Source organism: Streptomyces sp. NPDC006197 (assembly GCF_040613865.1).
In the GTDB taxonomy this organism is placed as follows: Bacteria; Actinomycetota; Actinomycetes; order Streptomycetales; family Streptomycetaceae; genus Streptomyces.
Genome location: NZ_JBEXSZ010000021.1, coordinates 36,253 through 49,052 on the forward strand (window position 1 = coordinate 36,253; position 12,800 = coordinate 49,052).

Sequence of the window (12,800 nt, forward strand, 5' to 3'; positions counted from 1 at the left end):
ACAGCCGCCCCACGGGGGCCCTACAGCCCCGCGCGCTCCATCGCCTCCCGTACCAGCCTCACGGCCTCGTCCAGCTCTCCCTCGCGGGAGCCGGCCGGGGCCGTTCGCAGTACCTCGGCCAGATCGTTCCCGGCGACGGCGAGTTGGTCGCCCACCGCGAACAGGCCCGCGTCCGGCATGATCCTCGGCTCCCGGCCGGGTTCCTCGGCGCGCTGGGCGCGCACCGCCAACTCGCGGGCGAGGGACAGCCCTTCGGCCGCCGCGGACTGCCGGAGGCGGCTCTGCGGGGCGGACCGCAGCCGGTCGGCGAACCGCTCGACGGCGGCGGTCAGTTCACTCATATCGTGCACCCCGCGACCCTACGCGCCCGCCCGGGCCCCCTGCCAACGGGTCACTTCACGTGCCGGCCGAGGAAGTCGCGGACGAGCCCGGCGATCTCCTCGCCGTGCGTCTCCAGGGCGAAGTGCCCGGCGTCCAGGAGGTGGATCTCGGCATCGGGCAGGTCCCGGGCGAAGGCCTCCGCCCCGGCCGGCCCGAAGATCTCGTCGCCGCGCCCCCAGGCCGCGAGCAGCGGCGGCCGGTGGGTGCGGAAGTACTCCTGGAAGACCGGGTAGCCGTCCAGGTTGAACTGGTAGTCCCAGAAGAGCTGGAGCTGGATCTCCTTGTTGCCGGGCCGGTCGAGACCGGCCTGGTCCAGGGTCCAGGTCTCGGGGGAGATCCGGTCGAGCCGGTCGGCGGGCACGCCGTGGGTGTACTGCCAGCGGGTGGCCTCGGCGGTCAGCAGCTCCCGTACGCCGGCCTCGTGCGCCGCCCGGTCCCGGGCATGGGCGAAGAGCACGTCCCAGAAGGGTGTGAACCCCTCCGTGTAGGCGTTGCCGCTCTGGCTGACGATCGCGGTGACGCGCTCGGGGTGCCGGGAGGCGATCCGCAGGCCGATCGGCGCGCCGTAGTCCTGGATGTAGAGCGCGAACCTCTCCGCGCCCAGCTGGTCGAGGAGCCGGAGGGTGATCTCGGTGAGCTTCTCGAAGCTGTACGGGAAGTCCTCGACGGCCGGTGCGGCGGAGGCGCCGAAGCCGATGTGGTCCGGGGCGATCAGGTGGTACTCGTCGGCGAGGTCGGCGATGAGCCCCCGGTACATGTGCGAGCTGGACGGGAAGCCGTGCAGCAGGACCAGGGTGGGGTTCGCCGGGTCTCCGGCCTCCCGGTAGAAGACGTCGAGCCCGTCGACGACGGTGGTGCGGGCGCGCAGGGCGAAGGCGGACATGGGTGTCTCCCCGTGGTCGTTCCCGATCGGGAGAACGGTCGTTCTCCCGATGCCCTGTAGACTACGAGAACGATGGTTCTCCACGCAAGGGGTGATCGGACGATGGACGCGGAGACGGCCGAACTGAAGCTGCTCGACACCGCGGAGCGGCTCTTCGACGAGCGGGGGGTGCAGGCCGTCGGCATGGACGCCCTCCGCTCCGCCTCGGGGGTCTCGCTGAAGCGGCTCTACCAGGTCTTCCCGTCCAAGGACCTGCTCGTCGAGGCCGTCCTGCGGCGCCGCGACGAGGCCGTGCGGACAGCGCTCGCCGAGCACGGCGCGCGGACCGCGGAGGGGCCCCACGAGCGGGCGCTCGCGGTCTTCGACTGGCTGGCCGGCTGGTTCGCGGAGCCCGGGTTCCGCGGCTGCGCGTTCATCAACGCCTTCGGGGAGCTCGGCGGGGTCACCCCGGCGGTCGCCGCGATCGCCCGCGACCACAAGGAGGCCCTGCGGGCGTACTTCGCCGAGCAGACGGACGCCCTCGGCGCCCCGCCCCTCCTCGCCGACCAGCTGGCCCTGCTCGCCAACGGCGCCATGGCCGTCGCGGGCATCACCGGCTCCCCGGAGCCGGCCGCCCAGGCGAAGGCCGCGGCCCGCGTCCTCCTCGACGCGACCCGCCCCTGAGAACGCGGAAGGGCCCGCCCGGCGCGAAGCCGGACGGGCCCTTCCCCCCCGAGTCGGGGGGTGCGTCAGTCGTCGCCCTGAAGGATCGACAGCAGACGCAGCATCTCCAGGTAGATCCACACCAGGGTCATGGTGAGACCGAAGGCGGCCAGCCAGGCCTCCTCGCGCGGCGCGCCGTAGGTCACGCCGTCCTCGACCTGCTTGAAGTCGAGGGCGAGGAAGCAGGCGCCGAGGATGATGCCGACGATGCCGAAGACGATGCCGAGGCCGCCGCTGCGGAAGCCGAGGCCGTCACCGCCGCCGAAGACCGAGAACAGCAGGTTGACCGCCATGAGCAGCACGAAGCCCATCGCGGCGGCCATCACGAAGCCGTAGAAGCGGCGGGTGACGCGGATCCAGCCCATCTTGTAGGCGAGGAGCACGCCGGCGAAGACCGACATCGTGCCCAGGACCGCCTGGATGACCACGCCGTCGGCGATGTACGTCGAGACGGCGGCGGAGATCACCCCGAGGAAGACGCCCTCGAAGGCGGCGTAGCCCAGGATCAGCGCGGGCGACGGCTTGCGCTTGAAGGACTGCACCAGCGACAGGACCAGCGCGACCAGACCGGCGCCGACGGCGATGCCGTAGGACTTGCCGAGGTTCGCCGGGTCGACCGGCAGCAGCAGCCAGGACAGGACGGCGGTGACCACGACCGTGCCGAGCGTCATGGCCGTACGGCTCACGACGTCGTCGATCGTCATCACGTTGCCGCGGGCCTGCTGCGGGGCGCCGAGCTGGGTGTCCTGCGGGGCGTACGGGTTGGTCGCGTACGGGTTCGCCGTGCCCTGGGCGTACGGGTTGCCCTGGGCGTACGGGTCGGTTCCGACGGCGGGGCCCCCGGCCTGCGGCTGCTGCGCGTTGAAGCCCGCGTAGCCGGCGTCGCGGCTGAACCCCCGTCGCGAGAAGACCGGGTTGCTGCTCCTCATCTCACTCCTCCATGGCGACCGCACGGCGCGGCCTTGCGTCAAGGGTAATGCGTAGGCAAAAGAAAGACCCTAGTGCTCGGGGAGGATCTTTTCCCGTAAGTTTTCGTTCTTCACCGACAGCGGGCCTCCCCGCCCGGCCAGGCTCTTCCCTACGGAACACCCCTACCCCGGGAGAGCCCCCTTGATCGCCGAGCCCCACGAGACCTGGACCCTGCGCCACGCGACCGCGTGGGTCTTCACCGCGAACGGGCACCTCGCCAGGCCCGTGGTCCTGGCCGGTGACGCCGGCACCGGGCTCGCCGACCTCGCCGCGCGCGCGGACCACGCCTCGTACTCGCTCCTCTCGGAGCTGAAGGCGCGCGGCCACGACCTGATCCTGCTCGGCCTGCCCGCCGACGGCTCCATGACCGGCGACGGCGGGATCGTGCAGAACACGGTGACGCGCGCGATCGCGGAGCGCCTGGGCGACGCCCCGCTGACCGTCGGCGGCACCGGGCGGGGTGCCCTCGCCGCGCGCTACGCCCTCGCGGGCATGGAGTACCAGAGGATCGACCACGGGACGGGGGTCCTCTTCTCCCACGACGGCGCCGACCCGGAGCTGGAGGACGAGGCCGAGCTGAGCCGCATGGGCGGACGGCCCCGGATCCCGCGCTTCCTGCGGCTCGTCGCCGAGGGCGTGGCCGACGGCCTGGACGACGGGGCCGCCGACGACGTGTTCACCGGCGGAACTGCGGCCTCCGACGGCCCGCTCCTCTCCGAGGAGTACGGCTCCTGGCTGCTGGACCGCCTGCCGTCGTGATGACACCGTGGTGCCCGGAACCGGACTCGAACCGGTACGGCCCGAAGGCCAGCGAGGTTTAAGCTCGCCGTGTCTGCGTTCCACCATCCGGGCGTCGCCGCGAAGCTCCGCGTCGGCACATGAGACTATCGGGACGCCTTCGCTCGATCAGCGGAACGTCAGCCCGATGTTGTCTTATTTTATTGACGTCTGAGGGTGCGTCAGTGCAGGTGGGGGCCCTTTCGCCAAACTGTGACGGGGGTCGCAGGCGCAAAGCCGCACCCCCTGGAATGACGAAAAGTCGTCGCACTTCTGTCACGTCGGTACGAGAGCGTCCCTCAGGGGCGCCGTCATACCTCAGGAGGACGGAGCGGCCCTCCGGTCAGACTCGAGACTGCCCCCGGAACGGGCATGTGGGCGGACGACCCGGACCGGAACGCTCGACACGATGGAGGGGTTCCCGCATCGCCGTCGCAGTGACAGGAGTCCTCCCGTGACCACCACCCCCACCGTGTCCCGCGCCACCGCGGTGGCCGCCCGCGCCACGGATCTCACGAAGGTCTACGGACACGGCGAGACCCAGGTCGTCGCGCTCGACCACGTCACCGTGGACTTCCGGCAGGGCGAGTTCACCGCGATCATGGGCCCCTCCGGCTCCGGCAAGTCGACGCTCATGCACTGCGTCGCGGGCCTGGACTCCTTCTCCTCCGGCTCGGTCCGGATCGGCGAGACGGAGCTCTCCACCCTGAAGGACAAGCAGCTCACCCAGTTGCGCCGGGACAAGATCGGCTTCATCTTCCAGGCCTTCAACCTGCTGCCGACGCTGACGGCCCTGGAGAACATCACGCTGCCGATGGACATCGCGGGCCGCAAGGCCGACCAGCAGTGGGTCCAGCAGGTCATCGACATGCTCGGCCTCTCCGGCCGCCTCAAGCACCGCCCCACCGAGCTCTCCGGCGGCCAGCAGCAGCGCGTGGCCGTGGCCCGCGCCCTCGCCTCCCGCCCCGAGATCATCTTCGGCGACGAGCCCACCGGAAACCTGGACTCCCGCTCGGGCGCCGAGGTCCTCGGCTTCCTGCGCAACTCGGTGCGGGAGCTGGGCCAGACCGTCGTCATGGTCACCCACGACGCGGTGGCCGCCTCCTACGCGGACCGCGTGATCTTCCTCGCGGACGGCCGGATCGTCGACGAGATGCTGCGCCCGACGGCGGACGGCGTCCTCGACCGCATGAAGGCCTTCGACGCCAAGGGCCGTACGAGCTGACGCGGCCCCGAGCCGCCCCCGCCCCGTCGCCCCCTCGAACTCCAGGACCCACCCATGTTCCGTACCGCCCTGCGCAACGTCCTCGCGCACAAGGCGAGACTGCTGATGACCGTCCTCGCCGTGATGCTCGGCGTGGCCTTCGTCTCCGGCACCCTCGTCTTCACCGACACCCTCTCCCAGGCCTTCCGCAACCAGTCGGCGAAGAGCTACGACGACGTGGCCGTCGCCGTCGAGATGTACCCGAACCCCGAGGAGGCCCGGAAGACCCCCGGCCTCTCCCAGAAGGTCGTCGACGAGGTCGCGGGGCTCGACGGGGTCGCCTCCGTCGCCCCGCGCGTCGACGGTTTCGCCGGCGTGCCCGACAGGAACGGCAAGCTGATCGGCCTCGGCTGGGCCAACAAGGGCGCCAACTTCACCCCCGGCAAGGACGGCAAGGACCGCGCGTACACCTTCACCACCGGCTCCGGCCCGGTGGAGGACACGCAGATCGCGCTCGACCGCGACACCGCCGAGAAGGGCGGCTACAAGGTCGGCGACACCGTCCGCGTCGCCACCAACGGCCCGGTGAAGGAGTACACCCTCTCCGGCGTCTTCACCACCGAGGACGGCGCCGTCAACGCGGGCGGCAGCCTGGTCGTCTTCGACACCGCCGTCGCGCAGAAGCTCTACCTGAAGCCCGGGTACTTCCAGAACCTCACCGTCACCGCCACCCCCGGCACCGACGCGGACAAGCTCGTCGACGAGGTCCTCAAGGTCGTCCCGAAGTCGGCCACCGCGCAGACCGGCACGGTCCTCGCCGACCAGCAGGCCAAGGACATCGAGGCCGGCATGGGCACCCTCAACCAGGTCCTGCTCGGCTTCGCCGGCATCGCGCTCTTCGTCGGGATCTTCCTGATCTCCAACACCTTCACCATGCTGGTCGCCCAGCGCACCAAGGAACTCGCCCTGATGCGCGCGGTCGGCGCCTCGCGCAGGCAGATCACCCGCTCCGTCCTCGCCGAGGCCGGCCTGGTCGGTCTGGTCGCCTCCGCCGTCGGCTACGTCCTCGGCATCGGCCTCGCGGTCGGACTCCGCTCGGCCATGAGCGCCTTCGAGATGAAGGTCCCGGACGGCGACCTGGTCCTCGGCGCCACCCCGGCCGTCGCCGCCCTCGCCGTCGGCGTCCTCATCACCATGCTCGCCGCCTGGCTGCCCGGCCGCCGTGCCGCGAAGATCCCGCCGGTCGCCGCGATGAGCAGCGTCCACGCCACCGCGAGCACCAAGTCGCTCGTCGTGCGGAACTCCATCGGCGCCGCGCTCACCGCCCTCGGCGTCGTCCTGATCGTCCTCGGCGCCAACCAGGGCGGCGACGACGGCCGCATGTTCATCGCGGGCGGCGCGTTCCTCACCCTCATCGGCGTCATCGTCCTGATCCCGTTCCTGGTGCGGCCCGTGATCGCCCTGATCCGCCCGCTCCTCGTCGGCGCCTTCGGCGTCTCCGGCAAGCTCGCCGGACTGAACGCGGTCCGCAACCCGCGCCGCACCGGCGCCACCGCCTCCGCGCTCGCCATCGGCCTGACCCTCGTCACCGGCCTCTCGGTCCTCGGCGCCACGGTCGGCGCGGCCCTGGACAAGGTGACGACCGACCAGATCAAGGCCGACTACATGGTCAGCATGGCCAGCGGCAACAGCCTGAGCAAGGAGGCGCTGGCCGCCCTGGAGAAGGCCCCGGGCGTCACCGCGGTCTCCCCGCAGCAGGCGGGCGCCCTGGAGATCAAGGGCGACTACGTCTCGGCCTCCGGCGTCACCCCCGGCGCCGTCGAGAAGGTCCTCAAGCTCACCGTCGTGAACGGCTCGCTGTCCTCCCTGGGCAAGGGCCAGATCGCCGTCGCGGAGAAGACCGCCGCGAAGCGCGGCCTGAAGGTCGGCGACACCGTCCCCGTCGAGTACCTCGACAAGCAGAAGGGCAAGCTGACCGTCGGCGCCGTCTACGAGGACAGCGACTTCCTCTCGCCGGTCCTCATCGACCACAAGCTGATCGACCGGCACGAGCAGCAGGCGGAGATCCGCGAGATCTTCGTCTCGACGGAGGGCGGCGCGAGCGCGGCGAACGAGCGGGCCCTGTCGAAGGCCATGGGCGACAACCCGGCCATCACCGTCATGGACCACAAGGACATCCGCGACTCCTTCGGCGGCCCGATCAACATCATGCTCAACATCATGTACGGCCTGCTCGGCATGGCCCTGATCATCGCCGTCCTCGGCGTCGTCAACACCCTCGCGATGTCCGTCTTCGAGCGTCAGCAGGAGATCGGCATGATCCGCGCGATCGGTCTCGACCGGCGCCGGGTGAAGCGGATGGTCCGTCTGGAGGCCGTCGTCATCGCGGTGTTCGGCGCGGTCGTCGGCATCGGCCTCGGTTCGTTCCTCGGCTGGGCGATCGGCGAGACCTTCAAGAACAGCCTGCCGGGCTACGCCCTGGTCCTGCCCTGGGACCGGATCGGCCTCTTCCTGGTCCTGGCGGCCCTGGTCGGCGTCCTCGCCTCCCTGTGGCCGGCCCGCAGCGCGGCGAAGCTGAACATGCTCACCGCGATCAAGGCCGAGTAGCCGCCCGTACACGCGCGAAGGGCCCGGTTCCCCTGGGAACCGGGCCCTTCGCCGTGCCGTCAGCCGGTCTTCTCGTTCCAGACGCGCGGCCGCAGCGCCGTGCCGCTCGCGCCCGACACCGGGGTCTTCACGGCGAGGAACTGGTTCACGCCGATCCGGTTGCGCTCGAAGGAGACCGCCGAGGCCGCCATGTAGAGCCGCCAGATCCGGGCCCGGCCCGGCGAGACGAGCCGGACCGCCCGGTCCCAGTCCGCCTCCAGGTTGGCCACCCAGCGGCGCAGGGTCAGCGCGTAGTGCTCGCGGATCGCCTCCACGTCCCGGACCTCGAAGCCGGCGTCCTCCAGGGTCGTCAGGGTGCGGCCCATGGGGGCGAGTTCGCCGTCGGGGAAGACGTACGCGTCGATGAAGGGGTCGACCTCGTAGGCCTCCTCGTCGGGCTCGGGGCGCCGGGAGATCTGGTGGTTCAGGAGCCGCCCGCCGGGCTTGAGGAGGCCGTACAGGGTGTCGGCGTACTCCCGGTACCGCACGGCACCGACGTGCTCGGCCATGCCGATCGAGGAGATCGCGTCGTACGGGCCGTCGGCGACGTCCCGGTAGTCCTGGACGCGGATCTCGATCAGGTCGGTGAGGCCCTCTTCGGCGATCCGCTTGCGGGCGTAGGTGGCCTGCTCGCGGGAGAGGGTGACGCCGACGACCCTGGCGCCGTACTCGCGGGCGGCGTGGACGGCCATGGAGCCCCAGCCGCAGCCCACGTCGAGGAGCCGGTCGCCCTCCTTGAGGTTCAGCTTGCGGGCGATGAGGTCCAGCTTGTCCCGCTGGGCGTCCTCGAGGGTGCCGTCAGCGTCCGCATCGGGCCAGTATGCGCACGAGTAGACCATCGAGGGGCCGAGGACCAGCTCGTAGAAGTCGTTGCCCACGTCGTAGTGGTGACTGATCGCCTGCTTGTCGCGGCGCTTGCTGTGCCGGCTGCCGCTGCGGCCGCGGATCTCCTCGGCCGGGGGCTTCGGCGGCGGGAAGGGGCCGGCGATCCGCAGCAGGGCGCGGGCGGCGGCGCGCAGCTTGGGGTCGCGTACGGAGTCCAGCAGGCTCCTGGTCTCCTCGCCGCGCTCCCACAGGAGGCCGGAGATGCTGTCCAGGAGCTCGTAGAGGTCGCCCTCGACGTCGATCTCGCCGGCCACCCAGGCGCGGGCGAGGCCCAGTTCGCCGGGCTTCCAGATCATCCTCCGCAGGGCCCGGCGGTCGCGGACGATCAGGACGGGGCCACCGGCGGGCCCGGCCTCGCTGCCGTCCCAGGCTCGCAGACGGACCGGGAGCGGCCCGCCGAGGAGTTCCTCGGCGAGGGTCGTCAGCCGCGACGCGGCGTCGGCCATGGTGCACACCTCCGTGATCTTCGTACCCCAGAAATGTTCGTCACCAAGGGAACACCGTCGGTAGGCGTCGCAGTCCCGAATCGGCGCAACGAGTCGGCAAAACACGCGAAGGGCCGTCCGCACCACGGATGGCGGACGGCCCTTTTACGGCCTTGCGTGTTACTTCGGGGTGTTGCGGGGGGGTCTTACGAGGCCTTGGCCTTCTCCTGCGCCGGGGCGGCCGGCGCCGGGGCGGGCTTGGCCGCCTCGTAGAACTCCTCGCGCGGCGTCTCCATGGCGCCGAGCGACACGACCTCGCGCTTGAGGAACATGCCGAGGGTCCAGTCGGCGAAGACGCGGATCTTGCGGTTGAAGGTCGGCATCGCCATGCCGTGGTAGCCACGGTGCATGTACCAGGCGAGACGGCCCTTGAGCTTGATCTTCACCTTGCCCATGACGATCATGGCGACGCCCTTGTGCAGACCGAGTCCGGCCACCGCGCCCTTGTTGGCGTGGCTGTACTCCTTCTGCGGGAAGCCGCGCATGCCGGCCACCACGTTGTCGCCGAGGACCTTGGCCTGGCGCAGGGCGTGCTGGGCGTTCGGCGGGCACCAGGCGCGCTCGGCCGGGACGCCGGCCTTGATCGCGGCCATGTCCGGGACCTGGGCGTTGTCGCCCGCGGCCCAGACGTAGTCCATGCCGTTGACCTGGAGCTTCTCGTTGCAGTCCACGTGGCCGCGGGGGCCGAGCGGCAGACCGAAGCGGGCGAGCGCCGGGTTCGGCTTCACACCGGCGGTCCAGACGATCGTGCTGGAGTCGACCTCGAGGCCGTTCTTCAGCACGACGTGACCGTCGACGCAGGAGTCCATGGAGGTCTCGAGGTAGATCTCGATCCCGCGGGACTCCAGGTGCTCCTTGCCGTACTGGCCGAGCTTGGGGCCGACCTCGGGAAGGATCTTGTCGGCCGCGTCGACCAGGATGAAGCGCATGTCCTCGCGCGACACGTTCTGGTAGTACTTCGCGGCGTCGCGGGCCATGTCCTCGACCTCGCCGATCGTCTCGGCGCCGGCGAAGCCACCGCCGACGAAGACGAAGGTCAGGGCCTTGCGGCGGACCTCCTCGTCGGTGGTCGAGTCGGCCTTGTCGAGCTGCTCGAGGACGTGGTTGCGCAGGCCGATGGCCTCCTCGATGCCCTTCATGCCGATGCCCTGCTCGGCAAGACCGGGGATCGGGAAGGTGCGGGAGACCGCGCCCATCGAGATGACCAGGTAGTCGAACGGCAGCTCGTACGCCTCGCCGACGAGCGGCGCGATCGTGGCGACCTTGCGGTCCTGGTCGATGGTGGTGACCCGGCCGGTGAGCACCTCCGCTCCGCGCACGACGCGTCGCAGCGGGACGACGACGTGACGCGGGGAGATGCTGCCGGCGGCGGCTTCGGGGAGGAAGGGCTGGTAGGTCATGTACGACCGCGGGTCGACGACCGTGACGGTCGCCTCCGCGTAGCGCATCTTCTTGAGGATGCGCCGAGCTGCGTACAGGCCTACGTACCCGCCGCCTACTACGAGGATCCTGGGACGCTCCGTGGTGCTCATGGGATCGAGTATCCACCCCTCCTGAGGGGGGTGCTCGTGCGCCCCTTCACAAGCTTCGAGGACACCTCTGCTACACTCCGCGGCCCACGTGATCCACGTCATGATCCTGCAAAGGAACCGGGGTGCACTGGCGAACGTTGTTCACCCCCCGTGAACTGGCCTGGAGAGCCTCCGTTAACGCTGAACCGGAGCCCCGCTTCACACGATGGAAACATCGAGCGAATCAGCCTCCAGACCTGCGAAAGGGCCCCGTGGCGCCCCCCGGAGGGCCTAAAGACCCTCCTCGGGCGCCATCGGGGCCCTTTTCCTTGTGAAGAACTTCACGAACCTTTTCCGACGGGGTGTCGCCGGGGCGCTCGATAGGCGCCCGCTATGCCACGGATAGGGCGATCCCATCGAGAATGTCGTGCTCGCTGACGACGACCTCGCGGGCCCCCACACGCTCCACGATCTCCCTCAGGACGAGCGCCCCGGCGATGATCACGTCGACCCGGCCGGGGTGGATGACGGGGATCGCGGCCCGCTCGTCGTGGGTGGAGGCGAGGAGCCGCTCGGTCACCTCGGCGACCTGCTCGGCGGAGATCCGGGAGTGGTGGACCTTCTCGGAGTCGTACTCGGGGAGCCCGAGGGCGATCGCGGCGACCGTCGTGACGGAGCCGGCGAGCCCGACGAGGGTCTCCGCCGTGTCGATCGGCACGGCCTCGGCTGCCAGGTCGAGCGCGGTACGGACGTCGGCGCGGATCGCGGCGACCTCCTCGGCGGTCGGCGGGTCGTGCCGGACGTGCCGCTCGGTGAGCCGGACGCAGCCGATGTCGACGGAGCGGGCGGCCTCGACGTGCTTGTTGCCGACCACGAACTCGGTGGAGCCGCCGCCGATGTCCACGACGAGGCGCCGGTCGTCCCCGTGCAGTTCGCCGGTGGCGCCGGTGAAGGAGAACTCGGCCTCCTGGTCGCCGGTGATGACCTCGGGCTCGACGCCCAGGATCTCCACGACCCCGTTCACGAAGTCCGCACGGTTCTCGGCGTCGCGGGAGGCGGAGGTGGCCACGAAGCGGAGCCGCTCGGCGCCCCGCTCCTTGATGACCTCGGCGTACTCGCGGCAGGCCGCGAAGGTCCGCTCCAGGGCCTCGGGGGCGAGCCGGCCCGTCTTGTCGACGCCCTGGCCGAGCCGGACGATCGTCATCCTCCGGTCCAGCTCGATCAGCTCGCCCGTCTCCGGGTGGACGTCGGCGACGAGGAGGCGGATGGAGTTCGTACCGCAGTCGATTCCGGCGACCCGGGTCATTCCGAGGACTTCCCTTCGTCGGTGCAGGGGTTCACGCAGGGGCCCTTCGCCCACCACTCCGGCAGCATCGCGAGCGCCTCGTCGCCGAACGGGTTCACGCCCGGGCCCGCGGCCAGCGAGTGGCCGACGAGGACGTGCAGGCACTTGACCCGGTCCGGCATGCCGCCGGCGCTCGGGAAGCCCTCCAGGACCTCGATGGCGTCGCGGCGGGCGATGTAGTCCTCGTGCGCGGCCCGGTAGGCGGCGGCGAGTTCCGGGTCGGTGGCGAGCCGGGCCTGCATCTCCTTCATGACCCCGTTGGCCTCCAGGGTGCCGATGGCCGAGGCCGCCCGGGGGCAGGTCAGGTAGTACGTGGTGGGGAACGGCGTGCCGTCGGGGAGCCGGGGCGCGGTCTCGACGACGTCCGGGTTGCCGCACGGGCAGCGGTGCGCGATGGCGCGCAGGCCGCGGGGCGGGCGGCCGAGCTGGAGCTCGAAGGCGGCGATGTCCGTGTCGGTGGGCTCGGTGCGTTCGGTCTGCGGAGGGGGCGTTTCCATGTCTGCCTTGCTCGTCAGGTCGTTACGGGCGGTCGGCGTGGTCGACGCCGTCCCAGAGGTTGTCGTACCAGGGGCGGTCGGCCGCGCCCTGGTCGGCGCGGGGCCGTCGCTCCGCGTCGGGGTCGTTCACGGTGAAGCCGGTCTCGCCGGGCATCACGTAGTGCAGGTGCTCGCGGGCGAGGCGGCGGACGTAGGCCGGGTCCTGGAGGCGGGCCTTCTCGTCCTTCAGCTCCTCGACCCGCCGGGCGGCCTCGTCGGCCCTGCGCTCCTGCTCGGCGATCTCGCCCTGCTGGGAGACGTAGCTCCGCATCGGGTAGGCGAGCGCCACGACGAGGGAGCAGACCACGAGGGCGAGGAAGGCCGCGCGGCCGGTGAGCCGGGAGCGGCGGGCCTGACGGCGGGTCTGGGAGCGGTAGACACGGGCGGCGGTCTGCTCGCCGAGCAGTCTGATCCGGGTCGCGGTCGAGAACCGGTCCCGGTCCTTCGCGGCCATGTCGTGTCGCCTCCCCTGTTCA

General features: G+C 71.0%; 12 protein-coding genes and 1 tRNA gene. 4 read left to right on the plus strand and 9 right to left on the minus strand.

What is annotated here, in order from left to right; translation table 11 throughout:
- Positions 1–20 precede the first annotated feature (20 nt).
- Together ABZ318_RS09470 and ABZ318_RS09475 are read right to left on the minus strand one after the other, a co-directional pair.
- Positions 21–341, minus strand: a complete 321-nt coding sequence (locus tag ABZ318_RS09470) for a hypothetical protein (protein WP_356901889.1) — start codon at positions 339–341, stop codon at positions 21–23.
- Between the two features lie 50 nt (positions 342–391).
- Positions 392–1,264: an alpha/beta hydrolase gene (locus ABZ318_RS09475; protein WP_356901890.1), complete on the minus strand. Its 873-nt coding sequence runs from the start codon at positions 1,262–1,264 to the stop codon at positions 392–394.
- A 102-nt stretch (positions 1,265–1,366) separates the two neighbouring features.
- On the opposite strand from ABZ318_RS09475, the gene ABZ318_RS09480 reads away from it, so the two are divergent.
- A complete protein-coding gene (locus ABZ318_RS09480) occupies positions 1,367–1,927 on the plus strand; it encodes a TetR/AcrR family transcriptional regulator (protein WP_356901891.1) in 561 nt (186 codons plus the stop codon).
- Positions 1,928–1,992: 65 nt separating this feature from the next.
- On the opposite strand, the gene ABZ318_RS09485 is transcribed toward ABZ318_RS09480, so the two are convergent.
- Positions 1,993–2,895, minus strand: coding sequence for a Bax inhibitor-1/YccA family protein (locus ABZ318_RS09485; RefSeq protein WP_356901892.1), 903 nt, complete (start codon positions 2,893–2,895; stop codon positions 1,993–1,995).
- 181 nt (positions 2,896–3,076) lie between these two features.
- Here ABZ318_RS09485 and ABZ318_RS09490 point away from each other — a divergent pair, with 181 nt between their 5' ends.
- Complete coding sequence (locus ABZ318_RS09490) at positions 3,077–3,694, plus strand: hypothetical protein (protein ID WP_356901893.1); 618 nt, start codon at positions 3,077–3,079, stop codon at positions 3,692–3,694.
- Between the two features lie 8 nt (positions 3,695–3,702).
- Here ABZ318_RS09490 and ABZ318_RS09495 read toward each other — a convergent pair.
- Positions 3,703–3,787 (minus strand) — tRNA-Leu (locus ABZ318_RS09495).
- A gap of 379 nt (positions 3,788–4,166) precedes the next feature.
- On the opposite strand from ABZ318_RS09495, the gene ABZ318_RS09500 reads away from it, so the two are divergent.
- Together ABZ318_RS09500 and ABZ318_RS09505 are read left to right on the plus strand one after the other, a co-directional pair.
- Positions 4,167–4,937: an ABC transporter ATP-binding protein gene (locus tag ABZ318_RS09500; RefSeq protein WP_030690353.1), complete on the plus strand. Its 771-nt coding sequence runs from the start codon at positions 4,167–4,169 to the stop codon at positions 4,935–4,937.
- Positions 4,938–4,991: 54 nt separating this feature from the next.
- The gene (locus ABZ318_RS09505) at positions 4,992–7,523 is read left to right on the plus strand and encodes an FtsX-like permease family protein (protein WP_356901894.1); all 2,532 of its coding nucleotides are present in this window, start codon (positions 4,992–4,994) and stop codon (positions 7,521–7,523) included.
- A gap of 59 nt (positions 7,524–7,582) precedes the next feature.
- Here the strand turns inward: ABZ318_RS09505 and ABZ318_RS09510 are convergent, their stop codons facing one another.
- From ABZ318_RS09510 to ABZ318_RS09530, 5 genes are all read right to left on the minus strand, one after another.
- Positions 7,583–8,893, minus strand: a complete 1,311-nt coding sequence (locus ABZ318_RS09510; protein WP_356901895.1) for a cyclopropane-fatty-acyl-phospholipid synthase family protein — start codon at positions 8,891–8,893, stop codon at positions 7,583–7,585.
- A 185-nt stretch (positions 8,894–9,078) separates the two neighbouring features.
- Complete coding sequence (locus ABZ318_RS09515; RefSeq protein WP_356901896.1) at positions 9,079–10,464, minus strand: NAD(P)/FAD-dependent oxidoreductase; 1,386 nt, start codon at positions 10,462–10,464, stop codon at positions 9,079–9,081.
- A gap of 370 nt (positions 10,465–10,834) precedes the next feature.
- Complete coding sequence (locus tag ABZ318_RS09520) at positions 10,835–11,749, minus strand: Ppx/GppA phosphatase family protein (RefSeq protein ID WP_356901897.1); 915 nt, start codon at positions 11,747–11,749, stop codon at positions 10,835–10,837.
- Positions 11,746–12,285, minus strand: a complete 540-nt coding sequence (locus ABZ318_RS09525; RefSeq protein ID WP_356901898.1) for a DUF501 domain-containing protein — start codon at positions 12,283–12,285, stop codon at positions 11,746–11,748. Before ABZ318_RS09525 ends, ABZ318_RS09520 begins: the two co-directional genes overlap by 4 nt.
- Before the next feature lie 22 nt (positions 12,286–12,307).
- Positions 12,308–12,778: a septum formation initiator family protein gene (locus ABZ318_RS09530; protein WP_356901899.1), complete on the minus strand. Its 471-nt coding sequence runs from the start codon at positions 12,776–12,778 to the stop codon at positions 12,308–12,310.
- Between the last annotated feature and the right edge of the window lie 22 nt (positions 12,779–12,800).

Coding starts and splice junctions, on each gene's coding strand:
- ABZ318_RS09510 (WP_356901895.1), bottom strand. CDS start 8,893: ATGGCCGACGCCGCGTCGCGGCTGACGACCCTCGCCGAGGAACTCCTC.
- ABZ318_RS09480 (WP_356901891.1), top strand. CDS start 1,367: ATGGACGCGGAGACGGCCGAACTGAAGCTGCTCGACACCGCGGAGCGG.
- ABZ318_RS09475 (WP_356901890.1), bottom strand. CDS start 1,264: ATGTCCGCCTTCGCCCTGCGCGCCCGCACCACCGTCGTCGACGGGCTC.
- ABZ318_RS09485 (WP_356901892.1), bottom strand. CDS start 2,895: ATGAGGAGCAGCAACCCGGTCTTCTCGCGACGGGGGTTCAGCCGCGAC.
- ABZ318_RS09515 (WP_356901896.1), bottom strand. CDS start 10,464: ATGAGCACCACGGAGCGTCCCAGGATCCTCGTAGTAGGCGGCGGGTAC.
- ABZ318_RS09525 (WP_356901898.1), bottom strand. CDS start 12,285: ATGGAAACGCCCCCTCCGCAGACCGAACGCACCGAGCCCACCGACACG.
- ABZ318_RS09520 (WP_356901897.1), bottom strand. CDS start 11,749: ATGACCCGGGTCGCCGGAATCGACTGCGGTACGAACTCCATCCGCCTC.
- ABZ318_RS09505 (WP_356901894.1), top strand. CDS start 4,992: ATGTTCCGTACCGCCCTGCGCAACGTCCTCGCGCACAAGGCGAGACTG.
- ABZ318_RS09470 (WP_356901889.1), bottom strand. CDS start 341: ATGAGTGAACTGACCGCCGCCGTCGAGCGGTTCGCCGACCGGCTGCGG.
- ABZ318_RS09530 (WP_356901899.1), bottom strand. CDS start 12,778: ATGGCCGCGAAGGACCGGGACCGGTTCTCGACCGCGACCCGGATCAGA.